This is a genomic window from Streptomyces sp. NBC_01426 (assembly GCF_036231985.1).
GTDB lineage: Bacteria > Actinomycetota > Actinomycetes > Streptomycetales > Streptomycetaceae > Streptomyces.
The window spans coordinates 7,519,767-7,536,598 of record NZ_CP109500.1 but is presented as its reverse complement, the minus strand read 5'-3'; the positions used below and the strand labels follow the sequence as shown (position 1 = coordinate 7,536,598).

16 protein-coding genes and 3 pseudogenes are annotated in these 16,832 nt (G+C 69.2%); 13 read left to right on the top strand and 6 right to left on the bottom strand.

The window, feature by feature from the left end:
• The first annotated feature begins 35 nt into the window (after positions 1-35).
• The 4 genes and pseudogenes from OG906_RS33830 to OG906_RS33815 all read left to right on the top strand — a co-directional run.
• Positions 36-626, top strand: coding sequence for a TetR/AcrR family transcriptional regulator (locus tag OG906_RS33830; RefSeq protein WP_329447828.1), 591 nt, complete (start codon positions 36-38; stop codon positions 624-626).
• Positions 627-773: 147 nt separating this feature from the next.
• Complete coding sequence (locus OG906_RS33825; RefSeq protein WP_329447827.1) at positions 774-1,574, top strand: maleylpyruvate isomerase family mycothiol-dependent enzyme; 801 nt, start codon at positions 774-776, stop codon at positions 1,572-1,574.
• 432 nt (positions 1,575-2,006) lie between these two features.
• Positions 2,007-2,318: a transposase gene (locus tag OG906_RS33820; protein ID WP_329447826.1), complete on the top strand. Its 312-nt coding sequence runs from the start codon at positions 2,007-2,009 to the stop codon at positions 2,316-2,318.
• A 7-nt stretch (positions 2,319-2,325) separates the two neighbouring features.
• A pseudogene (locus OG906_RS33815) lies at positions 2,326-2,769 on the top strand (transposase); the annotation flags it as partial.
• Here the strand turns inward: OG906_RS33815 and OG906_RS33810 are convergent.
• Positions 2,726-3,270: pseudogene (locus tag OG906_RS33810) on the bottom strand (hypothetical protein). The pseudogenes OG906_RS33815 and OG906_RS33810 overlap by 44 nt on opposite strands.
• A 453-nt stretch (positions 3,271-3,723) precedes the next feature.
• On the opposite strand from OG906_RS33810, the gene OG906_RS33805 reads away from it, so the two are divergent.
• From OG906_RS33805 to OG906_RS33795, 3 genes are all read left to right on the top strand, one after another.
• Complete coding sequence (locus OG906_RS33805) at positions 3,724-4,506, top strand: hypothetical protein (RefSeq protein ID WP_329447825.1); 783 nt, start codon at positions 3,724-3,726, stop codon at positions 4,504-4,506.
• An 801-nt stretch (positions 4,507-5,307) separates the two neighbouring features.
• Entirely contained in the window at positions 5,308-6,735 is a 1,428-nt protein-coding gene (locus OG906_RS33800) for an MFS transporter (protein WP_329447824.1), read from the top strand.
• 263 nt (positions 6,736-6,998) lie between these two features.
• Positions 6,999-7,121, top strand: coding sequence for a hypothetical protein (locus OG906_RS33795; protein ID WP_329447823.1), 123 nt, complete (start codon positions 6,999-7,001; stop codon positions 7,119-7,121).
• A gap of 404 nt (positions 7,122-7,525) precedes the next feature.
• Here OG906_RS33795 and OG906_RS33790 read toward each other — a convergent pair whose 3' ends face one another.
• On the bottom strand, positions 7,526-8,119 hold the full coding sequence (locus OG906_RS33790; RefSeq protein ID WP_329447822.1) for a TetR/AcrR family transcriptional regulator: 594 nt from the start codon (positions 8,117-8,119) through the stop codon (positions 7,526-7,528).
• Between the two features lie 153 nt (positions 8,120-8,272).
• On the opposite strand from OG906_RS33790, the gene OG906_RS33785 reads away from it, so the two are divergent.
• Positions 8,273-8,959, top strand: coding sequence for a nitroreductase (locus OG906_RS33785; protein ID WP_329448209.1), 687 nt, complete (start codon positions 8,273-8,275; stop codon positions 8,957-8,959).
• A gap of 24 nt (positions 8,960-8,983) precedes the next feature.
• Here the strand turns inward: OG906_RS33785 and OG906_RS33780 are convergent.
• Positions 8,984-9,654: pseudogene (locus OG906_RS33780) on the bottom strand (IS5 family transposase); the annotation flags it as partial.
• Positions 9,655-9,674: 20 nt separating this feature from the next.
• Positions 9,675-10,130: a DUF3592 domain-containing protein gene (locus OG906_RS33775; RefSeq protein WP_329447820.1), complete on the bottom strand. Its 456-nt coding sequence runs from the start codon at positions 10,128-10,130 to the stop codon at positions 9,675-9,677.
• 261 nt (positions 10,131-10,391) lie between these two features.
• Between OG906_RS33775 and OG906_RS33770 the strand changes: the two genes are divergently transcribed.
• On the top strand, positions 10,392-11,963 hold the full coding sequence (locus tag OG906_RS33770; protein ID WP_329447819.1) for an alpha/beta hydrolase: 1,572 nt from the start codon (positions 10,392-10,394) through the stop codon (positions 11,961-11,963).
• Between the two features lie 11 nt (positions 11,964-11,974).
• Here OG906_RS33770 and OG906_RS33765 read toward each other — a convergent pair whose 3' ends face one another.
• Both OG906_RS33765 and OG906_RS33755 read right to left on the bottom strand, forming a co-directional pair.
• Positions 11,975-12,127: a two-component response regulator gene (locus tag OG906_RS33765; protein WP_329448221.1), complete on the bottom strand. Its 153-nt coding sequence runs from the start codon at positions 12,125-12,127 to the stop codon at positions 11,975-11,977.
• 1,007 nt (positions 12,128-13,134) lie between these two features.
• Positions 13,135-13,806 (bottom strand): hypothetical protein, encoded by a 672-nt coding sequence (locus OG906_RS33755; RefSeq protein ID WP_329447818.1) that lies wholly within the window; start codon positions 13,804-13,806, stop codon positions 13,135-13,137.
• 304 nt (positions 13,807-14,110) lie between these two features.
• Here OG906_RS33755 and OG906_RS33750 point away from each other — a divergent pair, with 304 nt between their 5' ends.
• From OG906_RS33750 to OG906_RS33735, 4 genes are all read left to right on the top strand, one after another.
• The gene (locus tag OG906_RS33750) at positions 14,111-14,239 is read left to right on the top strand and encodes a hypothetical protein (protein ID WP_329447817.1); all 129 of its coding nucleotides are present in this window, start codon (positions 14,111-14,113) and stop codon (positions 14,237-14,239) included.
• 729 nt (positions 14,240-14,968) lie between these two features.
• Entirely contained in the window at positions 14,969-15,118 is a 150-nt protein-coding gene (locus tag OG906_RS33745; protein ID WP_329447816.1) for a hypothetical protein, read from the top strand.
• A 9-nt stretch (positions 15,119-15,127) separates the two neighbouring features.
• Positions 15,128-15,445 (top strand): hypothetical protein, encoded by a 318-nt coding sequence (locus tag OG906_RS33740; RefSeq protein WP_329447815.1) that lies wholly within the window; start codon positions 15,128-15,130, stop codon positions 15,443-15,445.
• 440 nt (positions 15,446-15,885) lie between these two features.
• Positions 15,886-16,782: a hypothetical protein gene (locus OG906_RS33735; RefSeq protein ID WP_329447814.1), complete on the top strand. Its 897-nt coding sequence runs from the start codon at positions 15,886-15,888 to the stop codon at positions 16,780-16,782.
• The last annotated feature ends 50 nt before the right edge of the window (positions 16,783-16,832 follow it).

Genomic DNA, 16,832 nt, shown 5'->3' with positions numbered 1-16,832 from the left:
TACTGTAATCTTGGCGGGGAAAGGGGTGGAAGGCAATGGGAGAGTCGAACACGCGAGCCAGAATCCAGAGGGCCGCCGCGGTGCTGTTCCGCCGACACGGCTACTCGGCCACCGGCCTGAAGCGGATCGCGATGGAGGCGGACGCACCGTTCGGCTCGATCTACCACTTCTTCCCCGGTGGCAAGCAGCAACTGGCCGAGGACATGATCCGCGTATCCGGAACCGAGTACGGCCGAATGGTCCTGGCTCTGTTGGACAGCGTGCCCGATCCGATGGAGTCCCTCGTGCGCGCATTCGAAGCTGCTGCAGATGACCTTGCTGCGGCCGACTATGCCGACGCGTGCCCGATCGGGACGGTGGCCCTGGAGGTCGCGAGCAGCAATGAGGTGTTGCGGGTCGCGACGGCGGAGATTTTCGAGGAGTGGGTCGGCACGGCGACGCAGTGGTTCGGCCGTTGGGTGACCGAGCCGAGGACGGCGCAGTCCCTCGCGTACTCGATGATCATGATGCTGGAGGGTGCTTTCATGCTCAGCCGGGCTGCCCGAGATCCAGAACCATTGCGGGTGGCCGGCCGATCGATGGCCACCTTGTTGCGCACAGCCATCACCCCGGCCGGCGAGGACTGATCCCGCGTACCGCCACCACCAGCATCCTCGCAGCAGTGCGCAGCTTGTCACCCGAGCGGTGGGAGGCGAGGACGTCCGCAATGGCCAACCGGCGGCGACTGTGAAAATCGCTGTCCGATCACCGGAGCACGGTGATAGACATCCGGCGTGGAAAAGAATCTTGAGTTCCCTGACCTGTTGCGACTGATCGATGAACGGTCGACCGCCTTCCGCGCCGTGGTCGCCGCCGCGCCCGGTCTCGACGCGCAGGTGCCGACCTGCCCCGGGTGGACGCTGTTCGATCTGGTGAAGCACCTGGGTGGGGGAGACCGTTTCTGGGCCGCCATCGTCGGCGCGGGGCCTGCCGACGCTCCCCCGGCCGAGGCCGTCGCCGCGCGCGCCGCGCTGGGAGTGCCGCAGGAGCGTGAGGCCCTGCTGGCCTGGCTGGACGCGTCGACGCAGCTTCTGCTGGGCGCCCTGCGCGCGGCGGGACCGGAGAGCGGTTGCTGGACGTGGTGGCCCGCGTCGCAGTCACCGCAGACCGCGGGCGGCACCGCCCGGCACCGGGTCCAGGAGACCGCGGTGCACACCTACGACGCCCAGCTCGCCGGGGGCGCCCCGCAGCCGCTGCCGGTCGAGCCGGCACTCGACGGTGTGGAGGAGTTCCTGTTCACCGTCTGCGCAACGCCGAGTGCCTGGCCGCACAAGCCCACGGCCTTCGACTTCCACGCCGCCGAGGGCCGCTCCTGGCGCCTCACCGTCGACGGCGACGGCGCACGCACCACCCGCATCCCCGCGCCCACCGCCGCGACCGGCGAAGACTCGGACGCAGCCGGCGCCTCCGTCCACGGCACGGCCAGTGAGCTGGTCCTCTACCTGTACGACCGGATCCAGGCCGACTCCTTGCACGTTGACGGAGACGCAGGGCTGCTCGACCTGCTCCGCGCCTGGGAGCCGGAGGAGAAGTAGGACGTAGCGGGCGCTGTTGGCCGCGCCTCGAGCCGGTAAGACACGACTCTTCGCCAGTTTCGTCAGTCGCGGCACCGGGCTCAAACCCGCGAGGCGGCCTCGGGGCGTCACCAAGCCGACCGTCTCCCTGGATGGCAGTGCGAATTTGTCCGTCCCGGCGATCACGAGAAGCGACGCGACTGCCGTCGCCCCAATCTCGTCGAGAAGTCAGTCGATCGGGTGACTGCGGCGGCTGCCGTGCATGAGAGCAGGGCCTCTTGGTAGCTCGAAGGGTGTCGAAGCCAACGTGCGTTCCAGGAGGCCCTGTTGTCGCATTGCCACGGCACCGCGGGAGTGGGGTCCACGTCAGCCACTCTCACATGTGACTGTCTGGCTCACAGGTTCGGGAACGCCCGAGACCATGGGGCGCGCGAGCGTCGGTATCCCACCGACATGTCGGACGCCGAGTGGGCGGTGGTCCCGGCCACTGCTGCCGGTGCCGGGCCGGCTGCGGGGCCGGGTCGGGGCGGGGCGGGCCGGGCCGGGGCGGGGCGGGCCGGGCCGGGTCGGGTCGGGGCGGGGCGGGGCGGGCAACCGGAGGCCTATTGCCACCGCGCGATGCCGGACGCGATCCGCTACCTGGTCGACAACGGCACGAAGTGGCGGTCCATGCCCGCCGACTTCCCACCGTGGGACCGGACCTACGCGTTCTTCCGGCGCTGGCGCAACCACGATCTGGTCCACGAGTTCCACGACCGGCTCTGACAGCCGCGGCTTCGACGGCGGCAAGCTGATCAACGGGCGCAAGCGGCACGTCGTGGTCGACACCCTTGGCCTGCTACTCGCTGTGATGGTCACCGCAGCGGATGTGGGCGATCGCGCCGCGGCCCAGGTCCTGCTCACCCAGGTCACTGCCGCGCACCACCTGCCGGCCCTGGTCTGGGCCGACGGCGGATACACCGGCAGCCTCGTCGAGTACTGCCTCGCGGCCCTCGCCCTGGTCCTCGCCATCGTCAAGCGCAGCGACGACATGCGCGGCCTCGTCGTGCTGCCCAGGCGGTGGATCGTCGAGCGGTTCTTCGCCCACCTGATGCGAAGTCGCCGTCTCGTGCGCGACTTCGAGCGTTCCATCGCCAGCGCGGAGGCGATGGTCTACTGGTCGATGACGATGCTCATGACCCGCCGCGTTGCCCGGCCACGTCCTTCGCGAGCGTGAATCGGCCAGGTGCCGGCTCAATCAGCCAGCCGCGCGCCGTCAGCCGCTTGGCCTTCGATCGCAGTGCCTCCACTTTTCCGGTACGGGGTCCAGGCCGAAGCAGGCGGCCATCTCCTGGCACGTCAACGCTCCTTGACCGAGTCGGTTACGGTCGCTGAGGGCCTGCAGGATGCGCTGGTAGTCCACCGACAGCGCCGACCAGGCCGGCCCCGCGCGCCACACCGGCACCACTGTTTTCGGCTTCGGCGCCTCCGCCGGTTCGGGCCGCGCCGGTTGCACACCGGGAGCCGGCAGACCCTCGGAGGCGGCGGGGCCGACGACGGCGGCGTTGCCCGGGGCCAGTACCTCGCCAACGCGTGAGCGGGCGATGCCCCACTCGTTCCACTCCCGCTCAGCCATGGCAGGCTCCGCCCGGAGGCGGTCGGCCTCCTCCCGCAGATCGTCGACACGACGGCGAGCGGTGAGCTCACGCTGTTCCAGCAGTCCCACGACCGACGGCATCCTCGACCTCCACGATCTGGTCAGCCAGCAGCTGGAGCGCTGGCAGCTCGCCTGATACGAGGCCCGAGGAGCTCCGGTGCGGGCAGGTCACCGACGGCCATCGGACTTCTCGATACCGGTCTCTTGGCTGATGGTGGGCCGCACGGTTCGCCGGCTCGTCCCGGAGGCGGTCACGAACTGCCAGTAGGTGCTGAGCTGCACCGAGCCGTTCGCCGCGCACGACAGGAGGCGGATGACGCTGTACCGGGCACCGACTGCTGGGCAGGTCGGCGTCGACAGGCGACAGGCGACAGGCGACAGGCGACAGGGCCACGGTTCGGCGGCTGACCTGCCCGGTCTGATGCCGGATCAGCTTTGCCGGCGGACACCGGCGCGGTGACACGGGTACTGCTCAGGCCGATGGCGATCAAGAGTCCGGCGTCTGCGAGCGGCCCGCAGGGCGAGGCAGGCAGCGTGACGTCCGGATCCGTCCCGGCGCTGTCTTACGATCACGGTTCGGCGATCATGCGGGACGCCGTACGAGAACTGGACGGAGTGGGGGACGGAATGGCGATCGACAGGCCTGGTCGACCGGAGGACTTGCCGGCGGCCGAAGTGTTGTGGGCGCGCTGGGCCCTGGTCGCCGTACTGGAGGCCGCGGCGGAGTCGGAGGCCCGGGGCGTCCGCCGCGGCGGCACGTGGATCGACGGCCAGGGGCTGCACCTCGACGACCGCGGCTGCACCTGGTGGACGTTCCAGCAGGTGGGAGTGGGCCGCTACCTGTTGTACGGCGAGGACGAGTCCAGTGCCGTGAAATGGCACGACCCCGCGATCGACATGCTGGCGCAGGCGCCGGACTGGCTGCCGTACGAGCGCCTGCGGGAGCTGTTGGAGGGCTGGGAGCTGGGCTGTGTGTACTGGTACGAGAACGGTGCCTGGGCCCGCGCGCCCTACCCGGACGAGCTGGACGACGACGGCCTCGACTGCGGAATGAGCCGTTTCGCGGTGCGCGAGGAAGCGCTGCACGACCTGATCGCCTCGGAACGCGGCCTGCCCCGGGAACGGGCGGACGGCCTGCTGGCCGCGGCCGAGGCGCGCAGCCTCACGGCCGCCGAGATCCGGGAGGTGCTGGACGCGGCCGCCGCCGCCGAAGAGTACGTTCCGGCGGACCGGGCAGCGATGCTGAGGTCTCTGGAGCTCGCGGCCCTGACGGCCCCCGCTTCCGTCACTTCAGCCGCGCCAAACCACCCCGGCTGACACCCGGGAGTAGCCTGCCGGCTCCCGCACCGGAGGGCCGCAAGCGCAAGTACCGGGGGGTGCGGGCCGGGCACGGCAGATCCGAGTCCCCACCACCTCTTCCTCTCCAGCGGCCGGTACCGGCTCCGGCGTACGCCCGGCGCGGACCAAGTACAGGTTCTCGTCCACGCGGACAGCGGCAGGGATGCCGGTGAGGGCGACTGGCTCGACCCTGACGAGGCGAAGGACGCAGGCTCGTTTCCGCAGTGAATTCGGCCGTCCGCACGGGTGAATTGATCCGCCGAGGGCCTGTCGGGGTGGGCGTCGGGCCCACTGGACCCGCGTGTGTGATCAAGAGCCCGATGCTGCGGGACTTCCCGCGCTCGCCCTCTGTGCCCTTCCCGTCCGCGCGGCTCCGGCCGCCCACTCCGCCGCTGCTGTCACTTCGACGCCGGCGGCCACCAGTGTGGCCAGACCGGAGGGGGTGCAGACTTCGCGTCGAGGGGCCCGCGGTCGCGGCCGGCTGCAAGCTGACCGGCGGCTCCTGACACAGGGCGTGCGACAACATCGTCGTCTCCGACGCGGCCCGCCTCGACGTCCACCACTTCGTCCCGCCCGCCGAGGTCTACGACTCCGAGCAGGCGCCCTGGTCGGCGGCCCGGCGTGGGGCGTACGCAAACGACCAGGCTTGCCCGGGCGCGCGCCTGCGGCCGTGATGCTGGTTGTTCGTGGGACGGTCGTAGCTGCGCTTGCCGGCACGTGGGATTTCGGGTGTCGGCGTGAGACGCCTCGGATCTTGGGTGGACGGACGGGATGGCGGGTATGACGCGAGCGGCTGGTTCTGGTGCTGTGGGAGGTGTGCCTGGCGCGCGGCGGATTCTGGCTCCGCTGGCGTTGGCACAGTTCATCTGCAGCTTCGCAGGTTCGAACATGAACGTGATGATCAATGACATCAGCGAGGACCTGGACACCACGGTGCAGGGCGTGCAGATCGCGATCACGATCTTCCTGCTGGTGATGGCCGCGCTCATGATCCCGGGTGGGAAGCTCACCGACAAGTGGGGCCGCAAGCGCTGCCTGATGGCGGGACTGGTGGTGTATGGGCTGGGGGCGATGATCAGCGCGGTGGCACCAAGGCTCGGTGTGCTCATCATCGGGAACTCGATCCTGGAGGGCGTGGGCACGGCCCTGCTGATCCCGCCGGTCTACATCCTGACGACACTCCTGTTCACCGGCACGACGGCCCGGGCGCGCGCGTTCGGGGTGATCATGGCGATGGGCGGGATCGGTGCGGCCGCGGGCCCGCTGATCGGCGGGCTGATCACGAGTGCGATCAGCTGGCGGGCGGCGTTCGTGTTCCAGGCACTCGTGATCGTGGTGATCTTGGTGCTGGCCCGTGGGATCGCCGATCCGCTGCCTCCCGACCCCAGCCGCCCCTTCGACACCGTGGGGGCCGTGCTGTCGGCGGCGGGACTCGTACTGCTGGTCACCGGCATCCTCGCCGTCGACGACGACGGCCGCCTGGCGCTGGGTCTACTGCTGGCCGGGGCGCTGGTGCTGGCAGGCTTCTTCGCCTGGGTACGGGGGCGGGAACGGGCGGGCCGTGAGGCGTTGTTGTCGACCGCGATGTTTCACAACCGCACCTCCAACCTGGGCCTGATCACCCAGAACACCCAGTGGCTGATGCTCATGGGTGTGTCGTTCACCGTCGCCGCCTACCTGCAGGTCGTCCGCGGCTACGACGCGATCCAGACCGGCGTGATCTTCACCGCCGCCACTCTCGGCATCCTCGCCTCCTCCCTGGCCGCGGAGAAACTCGCCCGCCGACGCGCGCAGCGCACCCTGATCATGGCCGGCTTCGCCACGACCATCGCCGGCATCGCCGTGCTCCTCGCCTTCGTCGCCGGGACACCCAACCCATGGGCGTTCGCCCCCGGACTCCTGCTGATCGGACTGGGGCTGGGGGTCATGCTCACCCCGTCGGTGAACATGGTCCAGTCCTGCTTCCCCGAGTCCCAACAGGGCGAGATCTCGGGCCTCTCCCGCAGCGTCTCCAACCTCGGCTCCTCCCTGGGAACAGCTGTGGCGGGAACGATCCTGGTCTCGGGACTCAGCACCGGCGCATACGCGACAGCCATGGTCGCCCTCGCCGTCGTGGGTGTCGGCGGCCTGGTAGCCGCCGCCCTGCTCCCACGCACCCACCCGACAGCGACCACCACCCCCGACACAGGGCCACCCGACAGGCCCTGACACGCCACCCGGCCGAGAAACGGCGCGCCTACGACCGGGCGCAGCAGCCCAATGAAGGTGACGCCGACCCGGCACTCCGCACCGTACGACAAAACCCGCATCGCGGTCCGGGCCGTGAGCACTCGTACGAGCACGAGCCTCGGGCAAAGCAGCGGCAACAACGGCAGCAACCGGGTCCGTCCCAAGTGCCGGTGACCGTTGTTCGGTGTCATCGTTGCTGTACAGGTGAAGCCAACCTTCCCCCCACGCCCCGCCACCACGACGTGCCCTACCCATGCCAGGCCCACGGCCAGTACCGCCTGACCGCCACCGTCGTCACCAGCGACGCAGCCAACTCCCCGCGCACCGTGAAGCACACCTTCGACATCAAGGCCAACGGCTGCTGAGTACCGGCAGTCCGGTTGCCCGGCGGCCCTGACACCCGGCCCTGGCAGAGGCGCGTCCGGTACGTCGCGGGACCCCACGACCCGGCGAAGCGGATCACTGCCCGGGGATGCCTGTGCATCCCGCGCAGGGTCGGGTTCCCGTGTTCCTCCCGGCCTGTTTCCGGGGCGCCGGCACCCGCAGTCAAGGCGCGGGTGCCGGCGGTCTCATCCAGGGGAAACGTTGGGGCTCAGCGTCAGTTCGCGTGGTCGATGACGTTGCCGTTGCCGTTGCCGTTGGAGCAGTTGTTGGCCCATGATCGGCCTGACAAGTCCGAGGTCGCATTACGAAAGTCCCGCCTGCCCCTCGGTCGAACGACGGGGCCTGAACAACAGACCTAGGCACCCCGGCAACTCGGCGGGGCCCGTCAGTCCGTGGCCGGCAGCGCGTTGTCCAGGAGGATCTCCGCCGCCGTCCGCGCGTACCGGCCGTAGTCCGCCTCGTCCAGCACCATGGCGCGGCTGGCGGCGCCGTCCGCGAGGGTCACGAGCTGCTCGGCAAGGACGGTGGGCCGGCGGCAGCCCAGTTCCGCTACCAGGTTGGCCACCAGTCGCACCATCAGCAGCTTCCGTTCGCGGGCGTAGGAGTGGACCGCGCTCTGCGGGTCGGGGAACTCCACGGCAGCGTCGATGAAAGGGCATCCGCGCACGGGATCAGTGCCGGCCGGGGGCGGATCGAACAGCGCGAGGATTCTCTCCTTGGCGGGGACCTCCTCGCGTACCAGCACACCCTCCAGAGTGTGCCCCGTCGAGGCGAGGTCCTTCAGGTGGGCGAGGACAAGCTCGTCCTTGGTGCGGAAGTGTGCGTAGAGGGTGCGCTTGGACACCGGCGCCCGCTCGGCGATCTGCTCCATGCCGGTCGCGTTGATCCCCTGGACCGCGAAGAGTCTGGCCGCGGCAGCCAGGATGCGCTCCCGTCCTCCGCGACCCTGCCGTCGAGATGCCGTCGCCACTGTGGTCATGGCGTAAGTATACGCTCTCGTTTACTTCAGAGGGGCGGCTGGTTACAGTGCTTCCAGGTAAACGACAACGTTTACTTGAGGGATCCTGAGGGGAGCTCCATGAGCAGGCCGGTCTTCACCCAGATACGCACGAGCGAGACACCTACCGGCGGGATGCAGACGGGCGGGACACGAACGTGGGAGTACGCCGAGCATCTGATTCGCGGGCGCCGCGCGACCCGCGCGTTCCGACCCGACCCGGTGCCCGAGGACGTTTTGCGCGCGATCTTCTCCCTCGCCGGCGCCGCACCGTCCAACTCCAACGCGCAGCCGTGGAGGGTCGAGATCGTCGGCGGCGCACGGCGAGACCGTCTGGCCGACGCCCTGCGGACGGCCCACACCGAGCGACGCGTCACGGCCGACTACCCGTACTCCGAGGACATGTACGCTCCCGTCCACCAGGAACGGCGGGCCGCCTTCGGCGCCGGTCTGTACGGAGCGCTGGGCATCAGCCCCGACGACCACCCGGCCCGCGCGGCCTACGACGCGGAGAGCATGGGCTTCTACGGAGCTCCCCACGCCGCGTTTCTGTTCATCACCGGCGATGGCGGGCCGCGACTGGCCGCCGACGCCGGCGCCTACCTGCAGACGCTGCTGCTGGCCATGACCGCATATGGCGTGGCCAGTTGCCCACAGGGCCTGCTCAGCTTCTACGCCGACACCGTCCGCGACGAACTCCGCGTGGACGAAGGGAAGCTGCTCGTGGGGATCTCCTTCGGCTACGCAGACGAGAACGCGCCGGTCAACCAGGTCGCGACCGACCGGGCGGCCTTGGAGGCGACCACCACCTTCCACAGCTAGAGTCCATCGCGAAATTGCCGGCCACAGCCACTCATGAGGACTGCGACCAGTACGGTCGCCTCGTATCGGACGGCGAGTTTGTCGTATCTCGTGGCGACAGCCCAGTGGCGCTTGAGGCGATCGATGCCGCATTCGACCGCATGGCGCTCGCGGTAGTCGGCCGGATCAAAGCGCGGCGGCCGGCCGCCGCGGGAGCCGAGCTTCTGGCGGTCGCGTGCCCGGTCTGCCTTGTCAGGGATGGTGCAGCGCATCCCGCGGCGGCGCAGGCAGGCGCGGTTCTTGCGGGAGGCGTACGCCTTGTCGGCCCGCACCCGATCGAGACGGACATGCGGCCGGCCCGGCCCGATGCGGGGCACACGAACCTTCCCCCGTACCGGTCGAACTGTGGCGAGTTCTCCACGCTGCCCTGCCGTCACCACGATCGACAGGGGCTTCTGACCCTGTTCGACGGCCAGGTGCAGCTTGGTGGTCAACCCACCACCCGGCGGTTCTCTCCACGGGTCGCCGGGCTTGCGAGCCCCAGCCGCGTACTGATGGGCGCGACAGACCATGGAGTCGACACTCAGGTCCCACACGATCACATCGGCCGCATCGGCCGCATCGGCCAAGGACTGGAGCCGGGTCAGGGTCAGGCTCCAGGTACCGTTCCGCTGCCACTTGCGGAACGGGTTGTAGACCCGGCCCCACGGCCCGTACGTCCCGCGGTCAAAGCCCCTTACGACAGGCCCCCTAGGGCGAACCCCAGCCCCATCGCGACGAACAACGCGCCCAGTGCGCTGAACAGCCACCAAAAGGCGGTGCCCTCGGCCGGGAGGGTCCACCGTGACGGGTCTGCCTCGTCGTATCGGACCTCGACGCGGGCACCGACGCGAAGGGTCCTGTCCTTGGGCCGAGCGATGTCCGTCCTGGTTTCCATTGCGCGGCCGTCGCCCGTACTCCAAGTGATGACCGGGTAGTACACGGTGGTTCCGACGCTCCGGCTGGTGCTGCCGGCATCCGAGGCCGGCGCGATCCGGGTCTCCTCAAGACGGGTCACCACGCCCCGCGCCGTACTGCCCTCCCTCAGCAGGAACCGGACGCGTCGGATCTTGAGAGAGGCGACGACGCCGATAACCGACCCCGCGGCGGTGAAGACCGATGCCAAGAGCAAGAGGATCTGGGAAGCAGACACAGGGCCATCTCGATTCTGGAGCCGAATAACTCCTGACAGCATGCCAGTGCGGCGATCTCCCCCTTACGGCAGGCGCGTGGCCGGGACGGACCTCGGCGCAGCCCCGCCGACGGTCTCCTCCCGAAGGAGGAGGCCGGGCCGGGACGCAGGTCCCGGACCAGGGGTGGGTCCTCGTGCCCTCGGGCGATGTGCCGTACCAGGGCGGGTTCCTAGCCTCGGGGCATGCGATCACACCAAGCGGACGATGCTCAAGGAGACCCGGTGACCACTGTCAGCCCCGCCGCACGCCGCGCCTTGGCCGTGGGCCTCACCCTCGCCGCCTGCCTCACGTCCTCCCCCGTCCTGGCCACGGCCGCCCAGACCCCCGCCCAGGACAGCTCCGGGGCCGGACTGGACCGGTACTACCGCCAGCACCTCGGCTGGGGCAGCTGCATCAAGGGCCCCGACGACACCACGGGCCGCGATCTGGACCAGGCAGGCGTGCAGTGCGCGGACGTGACCGTGCCCCTGGACTACGCCGACCCCCGGGGGCGCACGATCACCGTGGCGATCTCCCGGCTCAAGGCCACCGACACCCGCCACCGCATCGGCGCGATCCTCCTCAACAACGGCGGTCCGGGCGGTCCCGCGCTCCAGTCCCCGCCGCAGGCCCGCGCGTCGATGAAGGAGGTCGGCGCGCGCTACGACATCGTCGGCTTCGACCCGCGCTTCATCGGGCGCAGCACCGCGCTGGACTGCGGCTTGCCCGTCGGCATGACCTGGCTGTCCGCCGGCACCGGCCGGGCGGGCTTCGACCGCCAGGTCGCCCTGCAGAAGAGCCTGGCCGACAAGTGCCGGGCCACCGACGCCGCGGTGCTCCCGCACATCACCACCCGCAACACGGCCCGCGACATGGACGTCATCCGCGGCACGCTCGGCGAGCGGAAGATCTCCTTCCTGGGCTACTCGTACGGCACCTACCTGGGCACGGTCTACACGCAGATGTTCCCCGGGCGCCACGACCGGATGGTGCTGGACGGGGCGATCAACCCGAGCGACTACCGCCCGCGGCTGCTGAAGGGCACCGAGCGCGAGAACGAGAAGGCGCTGTCCGATTGGGCCGCCTGGGCCGCGGAGCACCACGACACCTACGGCCTCGGCCGCAGCCGCGCCGAGGTGCTCGCCGCCGTCGACCGCATCGTCGCGGCGGCCGCGCGCGGTCCGCTGACCATCGGCGCCGACGCCGACGCCTTCCGGATCGACGAGAGCCAGGTGCCGCTCCTCCTCTTCTCGGGCATCGCGGACGACACCGCACCGGCGCGGGCGTCGTTCGGCGAGCTGGTTTCCGTACTGGCCAAAGCCGCGGAGGGCCGGCCGACGACGGTACCGCCGATGCTCGTCCCGGAGCTCCGGTACGTGCTGCGCGGTGAGGGCGAGCCCACCGGCGCGCAGTCCGCCGTCATCTGCGGGGACGTGGCCGCCGCGCGCGATCCCGAGCTCTACTGGCGGGACATCGAGCGCAACCGCACCGCGCACCCGCTGTTCGGCGCTCTGACCAACAACATCAACCCGTGCGCCTTCTGGGACTCGCCGCGCGAAGAGCCCACCCGGGTGCGGCGCGATGCTCCTGCACTGATCGTCGCCGCCACCGGTGACCCGCGTACGACGTACAAGGGAAGCGTCGAGCTGCACAAGCAGCTGCCGAGCTCCAGGCTGGTCACCCTCGAGGGCGCCAACCGGCACGCCCTCTTCGGGCGCTACGGCAACGCGTGCGTGGACGACCAGGTCAACCGGTACCTGGCCACCGGCAAGCTGCCGGCGAGGGACCAGACCTGCGTCAAGCAGGCGGGGTAGCGGCCTGCGGTTCACGTTCCGAGTGCGCGGGCAGGCAGCATTCTGCGGTTGTTCGTCGCGGTCGTGGCGAACACCGACTTGAGGTTGTCCTGCACGGTGTGCTCGGAGACGAACCTCTGGCGGGAACCCGACCAGACACCCTCCACCGCCCCGCGGACGGTCACGCGAAAGGGGCCGAGCAAAGCACAGCAGGCATTCCAGCGGGGCCTGACAGCGCTCACGCAGTGGGCCGCGCGGGAGGGCGCCCACCGGCCGGTCCCAAGGACCACCCACGGCAGCCGATAGCGGTCGAAGGCGAGGCTGAGCCGGTGACCTGAAGCTTGGCTCATGGATCTCCAACACCAAAACCCGACGCCACAAACTCGACCGGCGGTGACGTGGTCGCTTCACCACTTCGAGTGGCGGAGTCTTCGCGATCGGGGGTGCTTTGCCGGGAACCACACATCCCGTGTGGTCTGCGTCGGCCATACCGGAGCGGAGCCGCCTGCCCTGCTCGCCGTAGGAGAAGGAGAGCGGTGCCTGCGGACTTCCCCGTATGGGACCGCGGTTACGCCTTCTTCCGGCGCAGGCGGGACAAGGGCCTGGTCGCCGAGTTCCACGACCGGCTGCGCGACCGTGCTGCCGAAAAGGTGGCTGGTGGAACGGACGGTACGACAGGCTTCAGACCGCGATGCAGAATCTGAACGAGAGCTGTCAACACCTGGCAGTGGCAGCTCAGCGGGGCCATCGTCGACGGGGGCGTCATCGGCGGCATCATGCTGGAGCCCCTGGGGATGTTCGCCACGTTCATCTCCATCTGGCGCAACGAGGACGGCCTCTCCTGCGAACGCGGCCTGGTTCTCGACCAGCGCACCCTCGCCGTGCTGAGCCACTGCGGGTACACCGAGATCCACTTCAACGGCGACGGCCACCACGTGCTGAAGTCGAATCCACCGGCCCGGGAGTGCCCTTCCCGCAGCACACCCTCGAATACACCGTGCGCAGCGGTGACAGCTGGGGCGCGCCCATCACCCTGCACGAAGTGCTCCTGCCGGCGGGGCCACCCACAGGCCACCACGCACCGTCAGACACTGGGCATCGGCGGACCGACCGGGAGAAGAGCTCTTCGACATTTTTGGCAGCGTGCTGGTCGGGCTCGCGGTCGGCGGTCCTTCTGGCTCCTCACCCCCCATCAGATCGGTGTGACCGCAACGCGGGCTGCGGGTACCGGCGCGGCCTGGGGCGCGTCGGGCGGCCGACGCGGATCAAGGGATCGCACCCGCGCGGCCAGGGCTTCGAAGGCGACGGGAGTTCCGGCGAGCCGACTCAGCGTGGCCAAGCCCAGGCTGTCCTGGGCCAGCGCCTCCACTTGAGGGCCGGGCATGACGTAGAAGGACCACTGACTCACCTCGAGCGGATCGTAACCGGCATGGTCGGGCGCGGTGTGCAAGGCGAAGACGTAGACGTCGGCGTTGTAGGTAGGCTCTGCCGCATCCCCGCCGCGTGGTGTCCAGGTGCGTCCCCGCAGCCGGGTGAAGCGGATGGGCGACGGGCCGCGCTGGTCCCAAGCTTGCACGTACGCACTGGCCTTCACCTCGACCCGCAGGCTGTCGTCGGTCAGGACGTCGAAGCTCTCCCACTCCACGTTCCGTACCCGCGCCCCCATCGCCCGGTGCACCAGGAACTCCGCGAGGAGACCCCGGGTGGTGTTGGTCCGCAGGTCCGGCATCGCGTACCGCCAAAAGTCCAACACGGTGAACGGATCCGCCGGAGAGTGCGCCCCGGTGAACGGTTCGTCACCGCGCAGCGGGTCCAGCACTGGCGCGGCACGCCAGCCGAGAACATCGTCAGGGTTCGTCTCCATGACGGACAGGATCCCAGCGCGACCCGGACGCCCCGTAATCAGGACAAGCCTGAGCCCTGGCACGTGAGCGCGAATGTGTGATGGGGATTCTTGAAAACGGCCGCTCTCGCTCTTCGCCTCACTTCGTCGCCACTTGAACGGTGTGGGGAAGATGGGGAGCCTGAGAGCATGCGGGGCCCCGCCGACCGTCGGGTCTGCGGGGCCCAGTGATCGTGAACCTCAGCTGTTGGTCGATTGATCAGCCCGCACTTCGAACTCGACTTTTCCTTCGAATGATTCGACTCCCCAAGGGGTGACGGAGACATTGACCGTGTTCGTGGTGCCTGGGCTGCTGACGCTGTCCAGGATGCTGGTGGTGCGCGTCGGTGAAGCAGGCCTCGACCAGGCCGGGCTGGGGTTCGTCATCGATCCATCGGACCGCTTCACAACGTAGGAAAATCACGGCCGCACTCTGCCATCAGGGCCTGCTGTCGGCAGCCGGAATTTCAGGCTGGCCCACTGATGGTGATGTTACGGAGCCCTGCGCAGTGAGACGACGTCGGGAAGGCCCGAGGGCATCGAAGGCCGGGCGGCCTCTGGTGTCGCCAGGAGCGCGACGATGGTGACGGGCTGCCGGCAGCGTGGGCAGTTGCGGGTCGCGGCGGGTTCGAGCGGGTCTCGCTCCAGTGTGTCGCGTGGTGTTTCGGCCAAAGTGGTTTGGGGACTGGCGGGAGATCGGCCAGGGGCTGGGTTGTGGCCGGAGTCGGCAGTGCTGTTCCTCCGAGCCGACGAGCCCGGTCCTCGTCGCGGGCCTGGTCTCGTTTGCGTTCGGCGTCCATGCGGCAGATCGGGAAACAGCAGATCTGGCGGATGGTCTTGGCTGACTCGAAGGTGCCAGCACAGACGGGGCAAGCGCGCCTCACGGGCGTCCTCGCCGGACGGCCCGCTCTCCGGTCTTCGGCCGAACCGAGGCCCGCCCCGGTTTGACATGCACATGCCTTGCCGTCCGAATCCCGACAGGCCGATAGGCGACACCGCCGAGGGCTTCCGAAGGTGTCGGCGAGCGACGAAGCTATTAATCGCCCCCAGGGAAGCACCCCGGGTCGGCGGCCGGATTATGCGTCAACTGTGGGGCGCTCGAACGGTCGGGGAATCACCCCGTCAACAGCTGAGGAATCCAGTCATGATCCGTACTCCGATCGCCCAGGCCGTCGCGGTAGTCGTCGTTTCGCTGACCGCGGTCGTCTTGGTACCCGGCGCCGCCTTGGCCGCCACCTCGAAGACGCCCAGTCCGGTCGCCATTCAGATCTCCGACAGCCTCGGCTGGGGATGATGAACCTGCATGGAGATCGTCTACGCCAGCCTGACTCGCAGGCACCCCGGCGCGACCTTGCACGGGAGTGAGGCGGCCGAGGCCGTGGACGCCCTGTGGGCCCACGCGCAACCCGGCGACGGACTCCAGCACGCCAGCGCACGCCTCGAACGCGACCGGATCGACTTTCTGCTCTACCTCTTGACCCTCGACACTCCCACTGCGCCCGGTCCCCTGTGCCGCGCTCACATCCTGATCACACGCAGCCAGAAGAACTCGTTGGGGCTCCGCCGACGCTATCTGACCCCTGCTCCGCACATAGACGATTCAGATCACACCTGCCCGTAGCACGGCAACACCCTCAGGATCCGCCGGGGGGCCGTCGACCGGGTGTCTGTAAGCGGCTGTCTCCCTAGGCCCGGTCGTCAAAGTCTCGCCTGGCCCGCGGCGCCACTTCGACGACAGGACCTAGGACAGTTCTCCCCGCGGTGCGCACGACCGGGATCCCCACGCGCGCATCCCTGCGCTCTCCCACACCTGAAGTTCCTGACCCCGTCATGCCCGGGACCCACCATGCCCCGGCCATACGGAAGGCCGCCCACCCAACTGCCGTACATGCCGGAGGCACTGCTGCCCTGCCTCGGACCTGCTGGGCGTGCCTGCCAGTGGGGATGGCCATCACAGGTGTCTCGCACCGTTACCGCTGCCCTGCAGCCTGCGCACCATCGGCAGCAACCCTCCGCCGGCCCATGACCGGACATGCCCAAATGACTGGAGTCATTCCGCCCATGCCTTCCACCACACCGATAGCAGTCAAGCCCAGACTGAACCGAAGCGCCTTCAGTGCCGTCTCGTTGGCCATCGCCGTCTGCGCGGCCGCTGTGGCGACAACCGGTTGCGGTACCGACACCGGCACCACGCCTGCTGCGCCTGCGGCGGTCAAGGCGGCAGCGGCCGGTCACTCAACACCAGCCACTTCCCAGGCACCCACACTCTCGACGAATACCCCCCTGCGGGACAAGGAATCGGCGAACCCGCAGGCGAAAGAGCAGTCCTCGCCTACACCGGCGTCAAAGGAACCTGCCGCGAACGTCACGCGGGGAAAGAGGGATTCCGGCACGGCCCCCACCGTGGCCGTCAAGCCGGAAGGCCTGGCGAAGCTGCCCGTCCAGAAAACCCTCGGGTGGAAGCCTGACGGGCCTTTGAACAGCCAGGAGCTGCACGGGCAGAAGATCACGCTCAATGAGTGCACGACCGTCAGCGACGCCACCCTCTGGCAGCAACAGGGCTACCTGAGCTCAGCCAGGAACGCCGCCGGCCAGCAGCAGTTCTTCTTCTCAGACGCCGCAGTCGCCAAAAACGCCTACGACCGGCTCGTCGCAGACATGAACACCTGTCAGACCGCATCCCGGAAACTCCAGGCCCGCGAGGGAGTCCCGCAGGACGCCGTCGTCTCCACCACAGCCACCGTCAAGGACGGCACCGCCTGGTCACGCCACTGGACGGGAGTCGGCGGCATGTCAGCCCGTGACGTGCAGACCAACCACCTCTACGCGGTCCACCAGGGCGACCACCTCACTCTCTTCCAGTTCGACGAACTGGCCGAACGCCCGGCACCGCCGCACGACACCGGCACCGATACCGCCGTCCTCGGCGCGCTTGCCGTGCTCGGCGCCCAGAACTGAGCCGTCGCAAGACCCTCGAACAACAACCCAGCCAGGATTCCCTTCCATTT